The sequence below is a fragment of the Shinella sp. GW835-FHT14H05 genome, assembly GCF_058793575.1.
The window spans coordinates 326,155-344,374 of record NZ_JBXAFY010000007.1 but is presented as its reverse complement, the minus strand read 5'-3'; the positions used below and the strand labels follow the sequence as shown (position 1 = coordinate 344,374).

General features: G+C 64.3%; 20 protein-coding genes and 1 tRNA gene. 10 read left to right on the top strand and 11 right to left on the bottom strand.

The annotated features are described in order from the left end of the window. Together AC1Q6Z_RS22200 and AC1Q6Z_RS22195 are read right to left on the bottom strand one after the other, a co-directional pair. The coding region (locus tag AC1Q6Z_RS22200; protein WP_492649297.1) for a DUF6538 domain-containing protein at positions 1 to 265 on the bottom strand (265 nt) is incomplete at its 3' end. A 30-nt stretch (positions 266 to 295) separates the two neighbouring features. Then, a tRNA-Gln gene (locus AC1Q6Z_RS22195) sits at positions 296 to 369 on the bottom strand. A gap of 248 nt (positions 370 to 617) precedes the next feature. Between AC1Q6Z_RS22195 and AC1Q6Z_RS22190 the strand changes: the two genes are divergently transcribed. From AC1Q6Z_RS22190 to AC1Q6Z_RS22180, 3 genes are read left to right on the top strand one after another with little or no spacing between them, the layout of a single operon-like run. Continuing rightward, positions 618 to 2,159 (top strand): Ppx/GppA phosphatase family protein, encoded by a 1,542-nt coding sequence (locus tag AC1Q6Z_RS22190; protein WP_492649296.1) that lies wholly within the window; start codon positions 618 to 620, stop codon positions 2,157 to 2,159. After that, positions 2,156 to 2,875 (top strand): RlmE family RNA methyltransferase, encoded by a 720-nt coding sequence (locus AC1Q6Z_RS22185; protein WP_435268599.1) that lies wholly within the window; start codon positions 2,156 to 2,158, stop codon positions 2,873 to 2,875. The genes AC1Q6Z_RS22190 and AC1Q6Z_RS22185 overlap by 4 nt, the downstream gene beginning before the upstream one ends. Continuing rightward, positions 2,875 to 3,258 (top strand): VOC family protein, encoded by a 384-nt coding sequence (locus AC1Q6Z_RS22180; protein ID WP_492649295.1) that lies wholly within the window; start codon positions 2,875 to 2,877, stop codon positions 3,256 to 3,258. The genes AC1Q6Z_RS22185 and AC1Q6Z_RS22180 overlap by 1 nt, the downstream gene beginning before the upstream one ends. Position 3,259: 1 nt before the next feature. Here AC1Q6Z_RS22180 and AC1Q6Z_RS22175 read toward each other — a convergent pair whose 3' ends face one another. Next, the gene (locus tag AC1Q6Z_RS22175) at positions 3,260 to 4,663 is read right to left on the bottom strand and encodes a DHA2 family efflux MFS transporter permease subunit (protein ID WP_256118452.1); all 1,404 of its coding nucleotides are present in this window, start codon (positions 4,661 to 4,663) and stop codon (positions 3,260 to 3,262) included. Positions 4,664 to 4,880: 217 nt separating this feature from the next. Here AC1Q6Z_RS22175 and AC1Q6Z_RS22170 point away from each other — a divergent pair, with 217 nt between their 5' ends. Further along, a complete protein-coding gene (locus tag AC1Q6Z_RS22170; protein ID WP_492649294.1) occupies positions 4,881 to 5,876 on the top strand; it encodes an MBL fold metallo-hydrolase in 996 nt (331 codons plus the stop codon). A 110-nt stretch (positions 5,877 to 5,986) separates the two neighbouring features. Here the strand turns inward: AC1Q6Z_RS22170 and AC1Q6Z_RS22165 are convergent, their stop codons facing one another. Then, positions 5,987 to 6,298: a DUF1476 domain-containing protein gene (locus AC1Q6Z_RS22165; protein ID WP_492649293.1), complete on the bottom strand. Its 312-nt coding sequence runs from the start codon at positions 6,296 to 6,298 to the stop codon at positions 5,987 to 5,989. A 282-nt stretch (positions 6,299 to 6,580) separates the two neighbouring features. On the opposite strand from AC1Q6Z_RS22165, the gene guaB reads away from it, so the two are divergent. The 5 genes from guaB (at position 6,581) to AC1Q6Z_RS22140 (ending at position 10,571) form a co-directional block, all read left to right on the top strand. Then, positions 6,581 to 8,077 (top strand): IMP dehydrogenase, encoded by a 1,497-nt coding sequence (gene guaB / locus AC1Q6Z_RS22160; protein ID WP_256118455.1) that lies wholly within the window; start codon positions 6,581 to 6,583, stop codon positions 8,075 to 8,077. A gap of 125 nt (positions 8,078 to 8,202) precedes the next feature. Then, on the top strand, positions 8,203 to 8,562 hold the full coding sequence (locus AC1Q6Z_RS22155; RefSeq protein WP_305111764.1) for a hypothetical protein: 360 nt from the start codon (positions 8,203 to 8,205) through the stop codon (positions 8,560 to 8,562). 99 nt (positions 8,563 to 8,661) lie between these two features. Beyond that, entirely contained in the window at positions 8,662 to 9,081 is a 420-nt protein-coding gene (locus AC1Q6Z_RS22150) for an MAPEG family protein (RefSeq protein ID WP_492649292.1), read from the top strand. Positions 9,082 to 9,163: 82 nt separating this feature from the next. Further along, positions 9,164 to 10,039 carry a dienelactone hydrolase family protein gene (locus AC1Q6Z_RS22145; RefSeq protein WP_492649291.1) on the top strand — a complete coding sequence of 292 codons (876 nt, stop codon included), beginning with the start codon at positions 9,164 to 9,166 and terminating at the stop codon, positions 10,037 to 10,039. Positions 10,040 to 10,214: 175 nt separating this feature from the next. Next, complete coding sequence (locus AC1Q6Z_RS22140) at positions 10,215 to 10,571, top strand: hypothetical protein (RefSeq protein WP_435268608.1); 357 nt, start codon at positions 10,215 to 10,217, stop codon at positions 10,569 to 10,571. A 65-nt stretch (positions 10,572 to 10,636) separates the two neighbouring features. Here the strand turns inward: AC1Q6Z_RS22140 and AC1Q6Z_RS22135 are convergent, their stop codons facing one another. Next, complete coding sequence (locus AC1Q6Z_RS22135; RefSeq protein WP_492649290.1) at positions 10,637 to 11,209, bottom strand: GNAT family N-acetyltransferase; 573 nt, start codon at positions 11,207 to 11,209, stop codon at positions 10,637 to 10,639. Next, positions 11,203 to 12,156, bottom strand: a complete 954-nt coding sequence (locus AC1Q6Z_RS22130; protein ID WP_256118460.1) for a LysR substrate-binding domain-containing protein — start codon at positions 12,154 to 12,156, stop codon at positions 11,203 to 11,205. Before AC1Q6Z_RS22130 ends, AC1Q6Z_RS22135 begins: the two co-directional genes overlap by 7 nt. A gap of 279 nt (positions 12,157 to 12,435) precedes the next feature. Between AC1Q6Z_RS22130 and AC1Q6Z_RS22125 the strand changes: the two genes are divergently transcribed. Then, positions 12,436 to 12,732, top strand: coding sequence for a DUF1127 domain-containing protein (locus AC1Q6Z_RS22125; protein ID WP_256118462.1), 297 nt, complete (start codon positions 12,436 to 12,438; stop codon positions 12,730 to 12,732). A 135-nt stretch (positions 12,733 to 12,867) separates the two neighbouring features. Here AC1Q6Z_RS22125 and AC1Q6Z_RS22120 read toward each other — a convergent pair whose 3' ends face one another. From AC1Q6Z_RS22120 to AC1Q6Z_RS22100, 5 genes are all read right to left on the bottom strand, one after another. Continuing rightward, complete coding sequence (locus tag AC1Q6Z_RS22120; protein ID WP_492649289.1) at positions 12,868 to 13,710, bottom strand: DUF937 domain-containing protein; 843 nt, start codon at positions 13,708 to 13,710, stop codon at positions 12,868 to 12,870. Between the two features lie 86 nt (positions 13,711 to 13,796). Beyond that, positions 13,797 to 15,170 (bottom strand): glutamate--cysteine ligase, encoded by a 1,374-nt coding sequence (locus AC1Q6Z_RS22115; RefSeq protein ID WP_492649288.1) that lies wholly within the window; start codon positions 15,168 to 15,170, stop codon positions 13,797 to 13,799. A gap of 136 nt (positions 15,171 to 15,306) precedes the next feature. Further along, positions 15,307 to 16,044 carry a 16S rRNA (uracil(1498)-N(3))-methyltransferase gene (locus AC1Q6Z_RS22110; RefSeq protein ID WP_492649287.1) on the bottom strand — a complete coding sequence of 246 codons (738 nt, stop codon included), beginning with the start codon at positions 16,042 to 16,044 and terminating at the stop codon, positions 15,307 to 15,309. A gap of 10 nt (positions 16,045 to 16,054) precedes the next feature. Further along, complete coding sequence (locus AC1Q6Z_RS22105) at positions 16,055 to 17,557, bottom strand: inorganic phosphate transporter (protein WP_435268613.1); 1,503 nt, start codon at positions 17,555 to 17,557, stop codon at positions 16,055 to 16,057. A gap of 69 nt (positions 17,558 to 17,626) precedes the next feature. Further along, a complete protein-coding gene (locus AC1Q6Z_RS22100; protein WP_439616684.1) occupies positions 17,627 to 18,139 on the bottom strand; it encodes an NUDIX hydrolase in 513 nt (170 codons plus the stop codon). Positions 18,140 to 18,220 lie beyond the last annotated feature (81 nt).

Here is an 18,220-nt window from a genome sequence, read left to right as displayed (position 1 = left end):
GAAAAACAGGCCGCATAAGGTCAGATTGAAAACCCAAGACTCTCCTGAAAATTGGAGGGACGATGGGTCTCAGGTCACTACGAACGAGTTCTCGCCTGCCGATCCGGTGACGAAGCTCGGCAGGAACGACGCGCCGGAAATGATAAGATCCGCCACGGCGGACGACGTTCGATATTGCCAAGGGTGCCGCCAGCCACCGTATGGTGGTTTTGTAGCAGCGGATTGTAGCAAAAAGCCTGCATCCGCCGACGTTAGCGTGAGGCATTTGAGCGATTTCAGTGAGTTAAGAAGAGATTGGCTGGGGAACCTGGATTCGAACCAAGATTAACGGAGTCAGAGTCCGTCGTTCTACCGTTGAACTATTCCCCAGCAACGGTTCCGGCTGAGCCGGCGCCTGTGAGGCGGGCTTATAAACAAAAGGCGGGGAGATGCAAATGGTTTTTTTGGGAAAATCGTCGTCGGGCTTTCTCGGGCGTGTTCTCGGCTGCAGGTGTCGTCGGTCCGTCATAAAAAGAATTTGGCGAACGGGCCGGGCGCTGGTAATGTCGCGCCAACGAAGATCGAGAGAGCGCCTGCTTGCAGCTTTATGAGCTTTGCGCGGCGCCATAGGCAGCAACGTGAACGACCCCGACAGCGGCGTGAAGCCGTCCGTTTCCGGGGCGCGAGATGCGGAAGATACGGGGCGTCCGAAGCGGTCGCGCCGTCGCAAGGGAAAACAGAAGGGCGCAACAAGTCCCTCTGCCGTTTCCCTGTCCGCAGGCCAGGCGACCGGTGTGTCCGGATCGGCTGAGCGCCCCAAGGCCAATGAGGCCGGTGATTCCACGCGCAGGAACAAGCGCCGTCGACGCAGTAAAACTGCCGGCAGCGAAAACGTGCGCCCGCTCGCGCCCGTCGGCCAGCGGGAACTTCCCGATCAGGGCACGGCCGAAGGCCGCCGCAATCGCCGCAAGAACCGTGGCAAGAAGGCGCCGCGCGCCGTGCCGCTCGTCGCCGAGGCGGCCGTCGCGCAGCACCCGGCCGTCGAGCAGGCCAACGGAGAGCGGCCGGCCTTCCACATGCCGGAACCGCGGCGCGATTCGGCGGCCCACCGGCCGGCCGATCGCGACGTTTACGATGCGCCGCTTTATGCGGCACTCGACCTCGGCACCAACAATTGCCGCCTGCTCATCGCCCAGCCGACCCGGCCCGGCCAGTTCCGCGTCGTCGATGCCTTTTCGCGCATCGTGCGGCTCGGCGAGGGCCTGGCTGCGAGCGGCCAGCTTTCCGACGAGGCGATGGACCGCTCCGTCGAGGCGCTGAAGATCTGCGCCGCGAAACTGAAGAACCGCAACATCCGCCGCGCGCGCCTCATCGCCACCGAAGCCTGCCGGGCGGCGGTGAACGGCGAAGCGTTTCTGGAGCGGGTGCTGGAGGAGACCGGCCTCGATCTCGAAATCATCAACCGCGAGACCGAAGCGCGGCTGGCCGTCTCCGGTTGCTCCTCGCTCGTCGGGCGGGAGGCGAAGTCGGTCGTGCTGTTTGACATCGGCGGCGGGTCTTCCGAAATCGCGGTCATCCGCATCGGCGACAACCGTTCCAGCCGGCTTGCCAACCACATCACGCACTGGACCTCGCTGCCGGTCGGCGTCGTCACGCTTTCCGAACGCCATGGCGGGCGCGACGTGACGCCCGAGAGTTTTGCGGGCATGGTCTCGGAAGTCGAGGGCATGCTGGCGAATTTCGATTGCCCGGGCGATGTCGCGCGCGCGGCACCCGAGGATTTCCACCTCATCGGCACGTCCGGCACGGTCACGACGCTGGCCGGCGTGCATCTCGACCTGCCGCGCTACGATCGCCGCCGGGTGGATGGCGTTTGGCTGTCCGACGACGAAGTGACCGCCATGCAGGCACGGCTGCTCTCGTGGGATTTTTCCGCCCGCGCGGCCAATCCCTGTATCGGCCCGGACCGGGCGGATCTCGTGCTCGCCGGCTGCGCCATTCTGGAAGCGATCCGCAAGCGCTGGCCATCGCGCCGCATGCGCGTCGCCGACCGCGGCCTGCGCGAAGGCCTGCTCACCGACATGATGGCCGATGACGGCGTCTGGCGCCGCGGCCGCCACCGCCGCAATCATCGCGGCGGCCCCCGCAACCCGGCAAAGCCCGAAGGACAGGCGTCATGACCAAGCCCCCGATCGGCCGCAAGCTCGGCCAGAAGGTCAAGAAGGGCAAGCTCAAGGCGTCGTCCCGCCGCTGGATCGAGCGCCATATCAACGATCCCTATGTGCAGCGCGCCAAGCTGGAAGGCTATCGCGCGCGCGCGGCCTTCAAGCTGCTTGAAATCGACGAGAAGCACCATATCCTCGCCGGCGCCCGGCGCATCATCGACCTTGGTGCGGCGCCCGGAAGCTGGTCGCAGATCGCCGCCAAGGTGACGGATTCCACCGATGCCGACCCGCGTGTTGCGGCGATCGATTTTCTGGAGATGGACCCGCTTCCGGGCGTGCGCATCCTCCAGATGGACTTTCTGGAGCCCGATGCGCCGGAAAAGCTGATCGAGGCGGTCGGCGGCACGCCGAACCTGGTGATCTCGGACATGGCGGCGCCGACCACCGGTCATCGCCAGACAGACCATATCCGCACTATGCATCTCTGCGAGGTCGCAGCCCATTTCGCAATCGAGGTGCTGGCCGAGGGCGGGCACTTCCTGGCGAAGACCTTCCAGGGCGGCACGGAGCGCGACCTGCTCAACCTGCTGAAGCAGAATTTCAAGCAGGTCATCCATGTGAAGCCCGGCGCTTCGCGCGCCGAATCGGTGGAAATGTTCCTGCTCGCCAAGGGGTTCAAGGGCCGCAAGGCAAGGGACGACGAGGCGGCGGCGACGGAAGAAGACGCCTGATGCTGCTCTATACCACCGTCGGCACGAACGACCTGCAACGCGCCGGCCGCTTCTATGACGCCATCCTGCCGCTCATCGGTTATCGCCGGCAGAAGGAGGGGGCGGACGAGATCGGCTACGCAGCCGACGAGGACGTGCGCGCCCGCTTCTGGGTCGTGGAGCCGTTCAACCGCGAACCGGCGACCTTCGGCAATGGCGTGACCATCGCGCTCGTCGCCCCGACCCGCGCGGCAGTCGATGCCTTCCATGCCGCGGCCCTTGCACAGGGCGGCACCGATGAGGGTGCGCCGGGCCTGCGCCCGTTCCATGCGAATTTCTACGCGGCCTTCATCCGCGACCACGACGGCAACAAGCTCGCCGCCGTCTGCGAACAGCCGGAATAAGCTACTTCACCGCCGCCGTTTCCTCTGCCTCCAGCCGATGGCCGGAGACCGTGGCGCCGGCGTTCTTGGCCATGGCGATGAAGGGGATGACGGCAGTGAGCGTGATCGCCGATATCACCATGAAGGCGATCTGGAAATCGCGCAGCTCCAGCGCCGAGCCGGTAAGCGAGGTCTCGATTTCGAGAATCGCGCCGGCCACCGCGACGCCCATGGCAAGGCTGATCTGCTGAAGCACCGCACTCATCGAGGTTGCCTTGCTGGCGTCCTCGTCCGGGATGTCGGCGAAGGAGAGCGCATTCACGCTGGTGAAGAAGAAGGAGCGCGCAAAGCCGGCGACGAGCAGCACCAGCGCCATGAACCAGAAGGGCGTTGCGGGGGTGAAGAGGCCGTTGACGAAGGTCAGCGCCGTGCCGCAGAGGCAGGCGATGATCAGGGTCGTGCGGAAGCCGGCGAAGGTCAGCACGCGCTTGGCGAGGAACTTCGTGGTGAGCGCGCCGACGGCGCCGGTGAAGGTGACGAGGCCGGACTGGAACGGCGACAGGCCGAAACCGACCTGCAACATCAGCGGCATGAGGAAGGGCACCGCGCCGACGGAGATGCGAAACAGCGTGCCGCCGACGGAGGCCGCGCGAAACGCGCTGTCGCGGAAGAGTTTGAGGTCGAGCAACGGGGCGGGATGGCGCCGCGCGTGCCGCACATAGAGCACGCCGCACAGCAGGCCGACCAGCGTCGAGACGATGCCGATGATCGGTGGCAATGCCGGGAGACTGACGACCGAAAGGCCGAACATCGTGCCGGAGGCGGCGACGGCGCTGAGGAAGAAGCCGAGCCAGTCGAGCGGCGGGGGTGCTGCGGCGCGGATTTCCGGCAGGTAGATGCCGGAAAGGATATAGCCGACGATGCCCACCGGCACGTTGATCAGAAAGATCCAGTGCCAGGAGAAATAGGTGGTGATGAAGCCGCCGAGCGGCGGGCCGGCAAGCGGGCCGACGAGGGCCGGAATGGTGAGCAGCGCCATCGCCGAGACGAGCTCGGAGCGCGACGTGCTGCGCACCAGAACGAGGCGGGCAACCGGCGTCATCATCGCGCCGCCCATGCCCTGCAGGAAGCGCGAGACGACGAAGGCGACGAGGCTGTCGGCCACGGCACAGAGGATGGAGCCGCCGACGAAGACGAGGATCGCCAGGCGGAAGATACGCTTGGCGCCGAAGCGATCGGCCATCCAGCCGCTCAAGGGAATGAAGGTCGCGAGCGACACCATGTAGGAGGTGAGCGCGAGCTTGAGCGTGATCGGTCCCACCCCCAGGTCCGCGGCGATCGCCGGCAGCGACGTGGAGATGACGGTGGAGTCCATCTGCTCCATGAAGAGCGCGACGGCGAGGATGAGGGGGACGATACGGTTCATCAGGCAATCGGGTTTGAGGCCTTCGTGCAGGCCCGCCCGTCTTCTGCGCCCCTTGTTGCCGTCTGTCAAATCGCTCGCTTCACAAGGCCGTGATGGGGCGTGCCCGGATCGTGACAGCGCCCTAGGTGGACGCATGTCATCTTCATGCCGATGCCGTGCCCTACAACCGGCCATGCAGATTTTTCACGAACAGCTTTTCACAAAAAGAGGACACTCCATGGGAGACACTTCGACAATTTCGCGCCGCTCCTTGTTTCTGGCCGCCGGCGTCAGCACATTGGCCGCACCGTTGCTTCTCAACCGCGCAACAGCCTTCGCCCAATCCGACACGGACGCCACCGATATGAGAGTAAGCCCCCTCGAAACACGCAGCTTCAAGCTCGGCAGCTTCCGCGTGCTCGTCGTGCGCGACGGCATGCGCCCCTCCGGCGCGCCGAACGAAACCTTCGGCATCAACCAGTCGGCCGATGCCGTGGGTGCGCTGCTGGCGGAGAATTTCCTGCCGGCCGACCGCTTCGTCAACAGCTTCGCGCCGACGCTGGTCGATACCGGCAGCGAGGTCGTGCTGTTCGATACGGGCATGGGCGAGGGCGGCCGGGAGGCCGGCATGGGGCGCCTGCTCGAAGGGTTGAAATATGCCGGCTACACGCCGGACCAGGTCTCCGTCGTGGTGATCACCCACATGCATGGCGACCATATCGGCGGGCTGATGGAGGGCGGCAAGCCGGCCTTCCCGAATGCGCGTTATGTCGCCGGCCGCACGGAATATGATTTCTGGGTCAATCCCGAGCGCATGGGCACGCCGGCCGAACAGGGTCACCAGGGCGTGCTCGCCAAGGTGCAGCCGCTCGCCGAAAAGCTCACCTTCATCGAGAACGAAGGCCAGGTCGTGCCCGGCATCACAGGCCTCGATGCCTTCGGCCATTCGCCGGGCCACATGATCTTCCGCGTCGAATCGGAGGGCAGAGCGATCATCCTGACGGCCGACACGGCGAACCACTACGTGCTGTCGCTCCAGCGGCCGGACTGGGAAGTGCGTTTCGACATGGACAAGGCACAGGCGGCGGCAACCCGCAAAAAGGTCTTCGACATGATCGCCACCGACAAGCTCGCCTTCATCGGCTACCACATGCCGTTCCCGGCCGCCGGTTTCGTCGAGAAGGCCGGCGAGGGCTATCGCTTCGTGCCCGTTAGCTACCAGTTCGATATCTGATTTATTTCTCGCAATTCCGAACGCAAAACCGCTTCACACTTTTGCTGGAATTGCTTTTGAATCAAAACGGCCCGCCTCATCATGGGCGGGCCGTTTCGTCAAAAAACCGGTCAGTAGCCGCCGCGCATCTCGCGGGCCACATCCTTCAGCATCACGACCATGCGGTCGCGCAATTCTTCGTCAGGACAGTTGACGCCCGCCGAGCGCAAGTCTGCGCGAATACGGTTGAAGGCGCCGTCGGGTGTTGCGACATCGGCCACGGCCAGTTCGCGGGCATATTGCTCACCATCGGGACGGCGCATGGTATTGGCGGCCCACAGGCCGATGAGAGCATTGCGGCGGGCCTGAGCCTTGAACTGAAATTCCTGCTGGTAGGCGAATTCGTCTTCGAGTGCGCGTGCTCTCTTCTTCAGTGCAGACATTGTTATTCCCCGTTTTCTCTGGTTGTTTCTTGCTGTTGGCCTTTCTGTCCTGGCCACGAAAACGGTTATACATGCGAAGATTTAAAAGAACGCCAGCAGGCACGGCTAAAAAATCGTCAACGCGGCAATGCGGGCCGCGGGGCCGCTTTTGCTATTCCCAACCCGTCATGAACGTGTTACCAGCCCTCGCCAACTTCCAAGAATTTCTTGCAAGCGACCGAGGCGGACAACTCCCAATGTTCCCCTTGGTGCGTAAGCTTTACCCTTAAAGGAACTTGGCCCATGGCGCGCATCATAGAAACCGCAACCGGTCTCGAAGCTCTCACCTTTGACGACGTTCTCCTGCAGCCCGGTCACTCCGAGGTCATGCCGGGCCAGACGAACATCGCGACCCGCATCGCCCACGATTTCGAGCTCAACCTGCCGATCCTCTCTTCCGCCATGGACACGGTGACGGAAAGCCGTCTCGCCATCGCCATGGCGCAGGCCGGCGGTCTCGGCGTCATCCACCGCAACCTGACGCCCGCCGAACAGGCCGAGGAAGTCCGCCAGGTCAAGAAGTTCGAAAGCGGCATGGTCGTCAATCCGGTGACGATCGGCCCCGACGCCACGCTCGCCGACGCGCTGTCGCTGATGAAGGCGCATGGCATTTCCGGCATCCCGGTCGTCGAAAACGGCGGCAACGGCAAGGCCGGCCGCCTCGTCGGCATCCTGACGAACCGCGACGTGCGCTTCGCCTCCGATCCGAACCAGAAGATCTACGAACTGATGACCCGTGAGAACCTCATCACGGTGAAGGAAAGCGTCGACCAGCAGGAAGCCAAGCGCCTGCTGCACTCGCACCGCATCGAGAAGCTGCTGGTCGTCGACGGCGACGGCCGCTGCGTCGGCCTCATCACGGTCAAGGACATCGAGAAGTCGCAGCTCAACCCCAATGCCTCGAAGGATGCACAGGGGCGCCTGCGCGCCGCCGCCGCCATCTCCGTCGGCGACGACGGTTTCGAACGTGCCGAGCGCCTCATCGATGCCGGTGTCGACCTCATCGTGGTGGACACCGCGCACGGCCATTCGCAGCGCGTCCTCGACGCCGTCGGCCGCGTGAAGAAACTGTCGAACTCGGTGCGCATCATGGCCGGCAACGTCGCGACGTCGAGCGGCACCAAGGCGCTGATCGATGCGGGTGCCGACGCCGTCAAGGTCGGCATCGGCCCGGGCTCGATCTGCACCACCCGCATCGTCGCCGGCGTCGGCGTGCCGCAGCTCGCCGCCATCATGGCCTCGGTCGAGGCGGCGCATGCCCAGGACATTCCGGTCATCGCCGACGGCGGCATCAAGTTCTCCGGCGACCTCGCGAAGGCCATCGCCGCCGGCTCCTCGGCCGTCATGATCGGCTCGCTGCTTGCCGGCACGGATGAAAGCCCGGGCGAAGTGTTCCTTTACCAGGGCCGCTCCTTCAAGGCCTATCGCGGCATGGGCTCCGTCGGCGCCATGGCGCGCGGCTCGGCAGACCGCTACTTCCAGGCGGAAGTGCGCGACACGCTGAAGCTGGTGCCGGAAGGCATCGAAGGCCAGGTGCCTTACAAGGGTCCGGTTTCGGGCGTGCTGCACCAGCTCGCCGGCGGCCTCAAGGCCTCGATGGGCTATGTCGGCGGCCACGACATCAAGGACTACCAGGAGAAGGCGACCTTCGTGCGCATCTCCGGCGCTGGCCTTCGCGAAAGCCACGCCCATGACGTGACGATCACCCGCGAAAGCCCGAATTATCCGGGCGCCGTCTGATTGTTCGGCATCTGCTGATAAGCCTGAAAATGCCCGGCCTTGCCGGGCATTTCCGTCTTCACGGACTTGTGATTCCTGCTAGGATCGGGCACCGGCAATCTCGCCGGCTTCATCTGGGGGACATCATGAAGAAGATACTGGCTGGCGCCCTTCTGGGCCTTGCGCTGGTCGCGCCTGCACACGCGCAGACGGTCAATGCCGGCACCTACAATGTGGAAGGCACCAACCTCGACGGCTCCGCCTATAACGGAACGGCGACGATCGAGCTGACGAGCGAAACGACCTGCTCGATCGAATGGCATACCGGCTCGACCACCTCGAACGGCATCTGCATGCTCTACGGTGACGCCTTCGCTGCCGGCTACGTGCTCGGCGATGCCGTCGGCCTCATCGTCTATAACGTCCAGGGCGACGGGTCGCTGCACGGCGCCTGGACGATCAGCGGACAGGACGGCTCCGGCACGGAAGTCCTGACCCCGCAATAACACGCTTTCCCCTTCGGCTTGTCGGAATGGCCCTTTCCGGTTGAGGCTTCGGCCGGAAACCCCTATGCATCGGTCGCAACGACAAGCCGAAGGATCCTCATGTCTCCCACGGAAGCCACGATCTGGCCGATGATCGCGCATGTCGCGCTCGTCTTCTGCCTCTATTTGCTGCTCTCGCTCCGCCGCGTTAGCGCCGTCAAGGACGGGCGCGCCAGCGTCGCCCAGTTCCGCGAGAACCGCGAGGAGCCGGCCGAAAGCCTCATTGTCAAGAATTGCCTCGCCAACCAGTTCGAGCTGCCCGTGCTGTTCTATGCGGTCAGTATCCTGCTCTACCTGGTCGATGCCGACAATCCGGTGACGGTGGCGGGCGGCTGGCTGTTCGTGGCGCTGCGCTATGCGCATGCCTATGTGCATGTCACCAGCAACCGCATCCGTTACCGCCGGCCGCTGTTCATCGCGGGCCTCGCGGTCGTCGGCCTGCTGTGGATCTGGCTTGCCACCTGGCTCGCCTTGACCTGACCTTACGGTAACGCAGTTGTGTTCCGCGGCAGCGCCTCGGCGGCCTATCTTATCTTCCGAAAAGTCAACCGGAGGATCCGCCATGGACAAGCCGAAGATCACGCAGGCAATGATCAATGCCTATGACGAATATACCCACCTGACGCTCGACCGCCGCCGCTTCATGGAACGCCTGACGGCGCTTGCGGGCTCGGGTGCCGCGGCCGCGGCTATCGCGCCGCTGCTTGCGGCCAATTCGGCCAGCGCCGAGATGATCGCCGCGGACGACCAGCGCCTCACCGCCAAGGATGTCGTCTATGGCGGCAGCAGTGGCGAGATGAAGGGCTATGTCGTGCGCCCGACGGAGGCGACAAGCCCGCTCGGCAGCGTCATCGTCATCCACGAGAACCGTGGCCTCAACGCCCATACCCGCGATGTCGCGCGCCGCATGGCGCTCGAAGGGTTCATCGCGCTCGCCCCGGATTTCCTGTCGCCGTCGGGCGGCACGCCGGACAACGAGGACACCGCGCGCGAGATGATCGGCAAGCTCGATCCGGCCGTGACGGTAGCCAATGCCGAGGCGAGCCTCAAATTCCTCGCCGAGCTCGAGGGCGCCAGCGGCAATGTCGGCGCCATCGGCTTCTGCTGGGGTGGCGGCCTCGTCAATCGCTTTGCCACCAAGTCGCCAGAGCTGAAAGCCGGTGTCGCCTATTACGGCGCGCAGCCGCCGGCCGAAGACGTGCCGGCCATCAAGGCGGCGATGATGATGCACTATGCCGGGCTCGACGAGCGCATCAATGCTGGCATCGACGCCTATCGCGCGGCGCTGGAAGCGGGTGGCAAGACCTTCGAGATCCACATGTATGACGGCGTCAACCACGCCTTCAACAACGACACCTCCGCCGCCCGCTACGACAAGGCGGCGGCCGACCTCGCCTGGCAGCGCACCGTGGACTTCCTGAAGAAGAATCTCGCCTGACGGTTGCTCGCCTCGAATAAAGCAAATAACTGATCCGTTTGAGAAAACGGGGCCAGGCTCTAGCGAGCCAGGCCCCGTTTCTTTAGGGGCAACAGAACCATCGCGCGCATGCGGCCAGCAAAAGATTGCGGCATCAAGTCAGCGATTTCATCATCACTCGAACAGGATCATTCCCGTGAAGTTTATCGCTACCAAATCGATCGCCGCGCTTGCAGCGGCGGCGCTGTTCATCTCTGCGCCGGTCGCCTTCGCCGCCGGCATGAAATTCGATATCAAGAACGACTCCGGCTACATCATCGACGGTTTCTACACCGGCGAGGGCGGCGAATGGAGCGCCAACTGGATGAACTTCAAGCTCAGCGCCAACGAGACGGCGAACATGGAGTTCAACTACGACGGCCCCTGCGACATCGAATTCTACGTGACCTGGGAAGCCGAGGACGGCTCCAGCATCAAGGGTGACGAGACGACGATCAACATCTGCGAGGCCAGCACCATCTATTTCGATGGCAAGGAAGCCACCTACGACTGATCGCTCGCGCATGGTGAGGAACGGCAGCCCCGGTGAGGCAACGCACCGGGGCTTTTTCTTGGGGTTTATTCGTTGATGGTGAGCCGCATGGCGCAGCGCGTGTCGCGCGCCAGCCCGTTTTCGGCCTCCAGGGCGAGCAAGTTGTCGAGGCGCGGCGAAAGATCGGCCTCGTCCAGCGTGCGGAAACCGAGCCGCTCGTAATAGGGGCAGTTCCAGGGGATGGTGCGGAAGGTGGTGAGCGTTACGGCGGCCAGCCCGCGCGCGGCGGCCTCGTCGATGGCGCGCCGGATCAGCTTGCGGCCGATGCCGAAACCTTGGTGCAGGTGGTCGACGGAAATCTCTTCGATATGCAGCTCGCCATCGGCCACCTCCGCGCTCAGAAAACCGACGGGATAGTCGCCGTCGGCCGCGGCCACGAAGTTCGTTCCCTGCGCGATCATCGCCTCGTGACGCTCGGCGCTTTGCACCTCGCCGACGGCGAGCCACGAGAAGGCCTCGATCAGCTTGAAAGCCTGCGCGGCGGAACGTTCGATCTGCCGGAGCGTCTCGACCTCGTCTGCGCGGGCAAGCCGGATCGTCACCTTCGACGGCCCGGCTTTGCCAGCGGGAATGCCGTCGAGGGGAAGCTGGGTCACCATCCGGGCAGGATATTACCCTGCCGCGCCCGCGGCATGCGCGGAAACACCTTCACTTCGGCTTCCGGCAGGTCGTCTGCGGCCGAAAGCGGCGTGATGTTATCGAGACAGGCCGTGATGTGGCTGGTGATGGCATTGGAGAGCGAAGGCGAGAGGCCCGGCCGCCGCATGATGCCGATCTGCACGGGGGCGAGCGGCGGAAAACCGTCCGCCTGCGTCAGCACCTTCATGCCGGGGCGCAGCGCCGATTCCGGCAGTACGGAGACCGCCATGCCCGCCATGACGGCGGCGGCGACGACGGTCGACGACCAGCTGGTGAACAGGACCTGGTAGTCGCGCCCGACGGAATCGAGCGCCGCGCAGGCGATCTGCCGCCACTGGCAGTCCCGCCGGCCGACCGCGAGCGGCACCGGCGCGTTTTCAGGCAGCGGATGGTTGGCCGACATGACCCAGCAGAGCGGCTCGGTGCGCACCACGTCCGACTGGCGCTGGCGCGGATTGTGGGTGACGAGCGCGATGTCGAGCTCGCCCTTGGCCATCTTTTCCGCAAGGTCCACCGAGGGTTCGCAGACGATGTAGAGCTCGACATTCGGATGCGTCTTAGCAAACCGCATGATGATTTCGGGCATGTAGCGGTCGGCATAGTCGTCCGGCGTGCCGATGCGCAGCATGCCTTCCAGGCGGTTGTCGTCGAAGGCGGCAATGGCCTCGTTGTTGAGGCGCAGCATGCGGCGCGCGAAGTTGAGCAGCCGGTCGCCTTCCGCGGTCAGCCGGTTGCCGCGGCCGTCCTTCATGAAGAGCTGCTTGCCGATGCGCTCTTCCAGGCGCCGCATCTGCATGGACACGGCCGACTGCGTCTTGAAGACCCGCTCGGCGGCGCGGGTGAAGCTTCCGGTATCGGCAATCGCGACGAAGGTCTGGAGCTGGTCGATGTCTAAGGGAGCGGACATGGATACACCCATAAGATTGTTTGATTGATACTATTAGAAACATTCGTTGGACTGATCAATGGCTTTCTGCGAAAAAGCAATTGTTGAACGATTGACGCCGTAGCCGATCAGTCGCTTGGCAGGATCTGCCGCTTTCGCCACGACCTCCCGGCAAAGGGCTCTTCTTGAAACCGGATATTTGAACCGCCGCCCGGCCCCTGCTGGCGGTGAACGATCACAGGCGCCGTGCGAAACCCCATTGAAGGACGATGGATCGCCGAGCCGGAAAGGAGAAATGCCATGCGCATGATCGACCGCAGACTGGAAATCGATATTCTCGCAACGCGCCGTCAGGCCCCGAGCGTCCTCGTCCGTGTCCGCAATGCCGCCTACAGCTTTGCTCGCGCCTGGCAGAATCGCCGCGTGATCAACCGGTTGAGCGAACTCGACGACCACCAGCTCCTCGACATGGGGCTGCGCCGCAGCGACGTCCGGGAGGTCATGACCTCCTCGTTCTTCTCCGATGCCGGCCTCTACCTGACGATCGCGGCGCGCGAGCGCGCCCGCCGTCACCTGCGCAATGGCCGCATGGATTGATTTCCCTTGGTGTCGTCCCCGCTCCCGGGACGGCGCCGCACTTCCCCGCAGGGTGAGAGCCAATAACCCTGCCGCTTGCCCGGCGTGCGACTCCCAAGGTCCGCGTCGGGCTTTTTCAATTTTACCGCCGAAATGTCAGGGCTTCTTGCCGCCGTCCGTGTCCATGCCGTTGCGCATGGTCTCGAAGATCGACTCGATGTTGCGCTGGTAATCCTTCTGCATGTCGAGGCCGGCATCGAACATCGTGTTGACGAAGCTCGTCAGCGAATCCGCCGGCGAGGCGGCCGGTTCGCTCGGCTTGGCGGTCGCCGCCTGCTGGCCGCCCATGTTCGCCATCATGTCCTGGAGCGCCTTGGCGAAAGGATTGTCGGTGAAGGGGTTGGCGGCCGGCGCGTCCTTCTTCGGGCCGCCGCCGAAGAATTCCTGCGCGGCCTGGGTGAAGGGATTGTCGAAGGGGTTGGCCGGCGTCGGCTTCTTGGCGAAGCCCGTCGCCTCCGCCCATTGCTGCATCATATCGGCAAAGGGATTGGCCTGCGTCGTGCCGCCGGGCATGAAGGGCGCGAAGGACTGCTTGAAGATGCCGCCCATCAGCGTGCTCGCCATCACGGGCAGCATCTGCTTGTAGATTTCCTGGCCGATGCCGGTCATCTGCGCGGCCTGCGCGGCGATGGCGCGCGACACGTCCTTGTTGCCGAAGAGGTGGCCGAGAATGCCGTTGCCCTCGGCCATACCCTGCGGCGTGAAGGCCTTGCTGACATCCTCGAAATATTTGGCGTGCTCGCCAGAGGTCACCGCCTGCATGAAGGCGGCGAGATCGTAGGGATTGGCGGCGTTGCGCTTGAACCCTTCGGAAAAGGCCGGCATCAGCGCGGCGACGGCTTTCGCCGCCTGCTCCTGCGCCAGTCCGAACTGCCGCGCCATGATCTCCACGGCATTGCCGTTCTGCGCCTGCATCATCATGTCGTAGAGCGAAAGCATGGGCGGACCCCTTCCCGTTAGCAGGCATGTCCCTGCACTATAACGGGAATTTCGGCCGCGCAAACCGCTTTTTCAGGGCGCAGGGCTCAGTACTGGTAGTCGGTGAAGACCGGCTCGACGGAGCCGTTCCAGCGGCCGTTGTAGAGCGCCAGCATGTCTTCCGCGAGCGTCGCCTTCTTCGCCAGCACCTCGTCGAGCGGCGCGAGGAAGATCGTCTCGTCGACGCCGTCGCCGTTGAGGCGGGCGCGGGCCTTCAGACCCTGACGAGAAATCGACACGACTTCGCGCGCGACGTCGAGCAGCGGCTTGCCGCGGAAATCGGCCCGGAGGCCCTGCGCCGGCACCGCATCGCGCAGCGCCTGGACTTCGTCGACCGTCCAGTCGCGGGTGAGCGCCTCGGCGGCATCGAGCGCGCCGTCGTCATAGAGCAGGCCGACCCAGAAGGCGGGCAGCGCACAGATGCGCCGCCACGGGCCGCCGTCGGCGCCGCGCATTTCAAGGAAGCGCTTCAGGCGCACATCCGGGAAGAGCGTGGAGAGATGGTTCGTCCAGTCGCCAAGGTTCGGCTCCCAGTCGGCAAGCTCGCCCTTCAGCGCGCCGGCCATGAACTGGCGGAAGGTGATATGCGTGCAGTCGTGGTACTTGCCGTCGCGCACGACGAAATACATCGGCACGTCGAGCGCCCACTCCACGTAATCGATAAAGCCGAAATCCGGCTTGAAGGCGAAGGGGATGAGGCCGGCGCGGTTGTTGTCCGTGTCGCGCCAGATATCGCCGCGCCAGGAGAGCAGGCCGTTCGGCTTGCCTTCGGTGAAGGGCGAGGATGCGAAGAGGGCGGTCGCCATCGACTGCAGCTTCAGCGACACCTGCATCTTGCGGCGCATGTCGACTTCGGAGGAGAAGTCGAGGTTCACCTGGATGGTACAGGTGCGGTACATCATGTCGAGACCCTGGCTGCCGACCTTCGGCATGTAGCGGGTCATGATGTCGTAGCGGCTTTTGGGCATGCGCGGCGTCTCGGCCGCCGTCCATTTCGGGCTACCGCCCATGCCGAGGAAGCGGATGCCGAGCGGCTCGGCGATTTCGCGGAGCGTCGCCAGATGCTGGTTCGATTCCTTGCAGGTCTGGTGCAGGTTCTCCAGCGGCGCGCCGGACAGCTCGAACTGGCCGCCGGGCTCCAGCGAGATCGCGCCCATGCCGGTGGGTTCGGCAAGGCCGATGATGTTGCCGGCATCCACGATCGGCTCCCAGCCGGTCTTGGCCTGCATGCCGTTCAGAAGCGCCGAAATGCTGGCCTCGCCGAAATAGGGCACGGGACTGTTGTCGGCCGTAAAGAAGACGAATTTCTCATGCTCGGTGCCGATGCGGAACTTCTCCTTCGGCTTGTTGCCGTCGGCGAGGTATTCCGCCAGGTCTTGAACGGTGCGGACCGGCGTCTGGTCGGTGGTATCACGGGCCATGGGCGTCTTCTTCTGAATGGATGCGCCCGGCGGAGCCGCTGGGCGTAGGAGGGTGCTTGGACCGGAATTAGATGCGGTGCAAGCGAATTCCTTTCAAGGCAGATTCAAAAAAACCCATTCGACTTTTTGGCCGAATTTAGCTCCAGTTGCCGATCGCGGCCTGGATGACGGCCATCGCCGCGACGGCCGCAGTGTCGGCACGCAGGATGCGGGGGCCGAGCGGAATGGCCGTCACGAAATCGAGGCTGCGCAGGAGCGCGCGCTCCTCATCGGAAAATCCGCCCTCCGGGCCGACCAGCAAGGCGAGCTTGCGTTCCTCGATCGCCTGCAGCGCGGGCAGCGGGTTCTGGCTGCCATGGCCCTCGTCGCAGAAGATGATGCGGCGCTCGCGCGGCCAGTTGGCGAGAAGGTCGTCGAGCTTGCGCGGCGCGGCGACAGTGGGGATCGCGAGGATACCGCATTGTTCCGCCGCCTCGATCGCATTGGCTTCCAGCCGCTCGATGCTGGTGATCTTGCCCTGCACATGCTGGGTCATGACGGGCTGGAGCACGCCGGCGCCCATTTCCACGGCCTTCTGCACGAGATAATCCAGCCGGCCCACCTTCAGCGGCGCAAAAAGATAGTGCAGGTCGGACGGCGTCGGCTGCAGGCGGGTCTGCTCGACCGGGGTTAGCAGCAGGCGCTTGCGCGTCGGCAGCGAAAGCGTCGCCTGCCATTCGCCGTCGCGCCCGTTGAACAGCAGCACGGCATCGCCGTCCGTCATGCGCAGCACGTTGCTCAGATAGTGAAAATGCTCCTTCGACGCCTCGATGGCATGGCCTGAAACGAGGGCGTCGCCGACGAAAAGGCGCTGCATCCGGTAATTGGCACGCATGACTGGTCTCTCAAGTAAAGAGCGCGTTGAGCACGAGGAAGACGATGGCCGACAGGATGGCCGAGACGGGCAACGTCACGATCCAGGCCGAAACGATCGTCATGAAATGCGAGCGGCGCACGAGGTAGCGCCGGCGCGTCTCGTCGGGATTGGCCGTCGGTTCTTCCGGCGCGATGCCGTTGCCGCGGCTGCGGATATAGTCGATGCGGCGCTGTGAATTGCGCGTGTACCATTCGCGAAACAGCCCGACCCCGAAGACCGCGCCGACGGCGATATGGGTCGAGGAGACGGGGATGGCGAAGGCCGAGGCGGTGAGCACGGCCACGGCGGACGAGAGGGCCACGCAGAAGGCGCGCATCGGGTTGAGCTTGGTGATTTCGCTGCCGACGATGCGGATGAGGCGCGGGCCGAAAAGCAGCAGGCCGAGCGAAATGCCGAAGGCGCCGATCACCATCACCCAGAGCGGGATCACGTTCTGGCCGTCGGCGGTACTCGCGTGCAAAGCCGAAACAACGCCATAGAGCGGCCCGACGGCGTTCGACACGTCGTTGGCGCCATGGGCGAAGGAGAGAAGTGCTGCCGAACAGATCAGCGGAATGCGAAAGAGCGTGCGCAGCGACTGGTTGCGGTTGTCGAGGCCTTCCGCATGGCGGCGGATGATCGGCCGTGTGACGACATAGGTGACGATGCCGAAGACGAGGCCGACGACGAGCGCCCGGCCGATCGGCACATAATAGAAGCCGTTGGTGCCGCCATTGGCGATGAAGGCGGCGAAGGCGCCGGCCATCACGCCGACGAGCACGGGAACCCAGGTCTTGGCCGCGGCGATCTTGTCCTCGCGGTAGATGATGAATTCCTTGATGAAATAGAGAAACATCGCCGCGATGACGCCGCCGAGGATCGGCGAGACGGTCCAGCTCACCACGATGACGGCGATCGCGTCCCATTGCACGCTGTGGAAGCCGCTCGCCGCCGCACCCGCGCCAATCACGCCGCCGATGATGGAGTGGGTGGTGGAGATCGGCGCATTGGCGAGCGTGGCGATGTTGATCCAGAGCGCAGCGGAGACCAGCGCCGCCATCATCGCCCAGGCGAAAACCTCTGGGCTCGGGAAGATGGCGGGATCGACGATGCCGGAGGCGACTGTCGCTGCCACGCCCTGGCCGGCCAGAAGCGCGCCCGCAATCTCGAAGATGGCGGCGATGACGAGGGCCATGCCCATGGTCATGGCGCGCGCGCCGACGGCGGCGCCCACATTGTTCGTCACGTCGTTCGCGCCGATGTTCATGGCCATGTAGGCGGCAAGGGCGGCGGTGACCGCAATCACCAGCACGCCCGGCGTGCCGGTGGCGAAACTGTCGGCGACGGCCATGGTGATCAGCAGGAAGACCAGCGAAATGCCCACACCCGTCCAGGACTTCAGCACGAAGTGCGTCGCCTGTTCAGTGAAGGTGAATTTTTCGAGATCCTTGTCCAGCGTGGGCTTGCCGCGCTGGACCTGTGAATTGGCCATTCAAACTGCTCCGTTTTGCCCAGACGCACTATCGCTTCAAGGCATCGGCGGCAATATGGCAATGATGGATCAGGCGCCCGTCGTGCCGTTTTTCGGCTTGGGCGCGAGCTCGGCGAGCATCTTTTCCTCGAAGGCGAGGAGGAGGCTCTTCAGGCCCGGTTCCTGCACGCGGTTTGCCGCTTCCGTGCAATCGACCCATTCGGCGCGCCGCTCGCCCTTTTCCGGAAAGTTCTTGCAGATATCGTCGACGGCGAGCGCGAAGACGCGCACCCGGCAATCGACCTTCAGGCCTTCCGGCAAACCCTTCATGTAGTGATAGCTGCCGATCGGCTCCTCGGCGATCTTGCCCTTCACGCCGGCCTCTTCCCAGGCCTCGCGCGCGGCTGCCCCGGCGGCACTCTTGCCATCCATCGGCCAGCCCTTGGGGATAACCCACCGACCGGTGTCGCGGCTGGTGATGAGAAGAACCTCGACGCCCGAACGCTTCTTCTTCACGCGGTAGCACAGCGCACCATATTGCTCCCGGGCGGGCCGACGGAACATGAGATGGACGTCGCTGACGATGCGGTCGAGAATGTTCAAGGTCTTCCTGATTCCTTTCATGGGGAACGGCTCATTGAGTCGTTATATTCTATCATGCTTGCGCGAGATTTACGGCGCAAG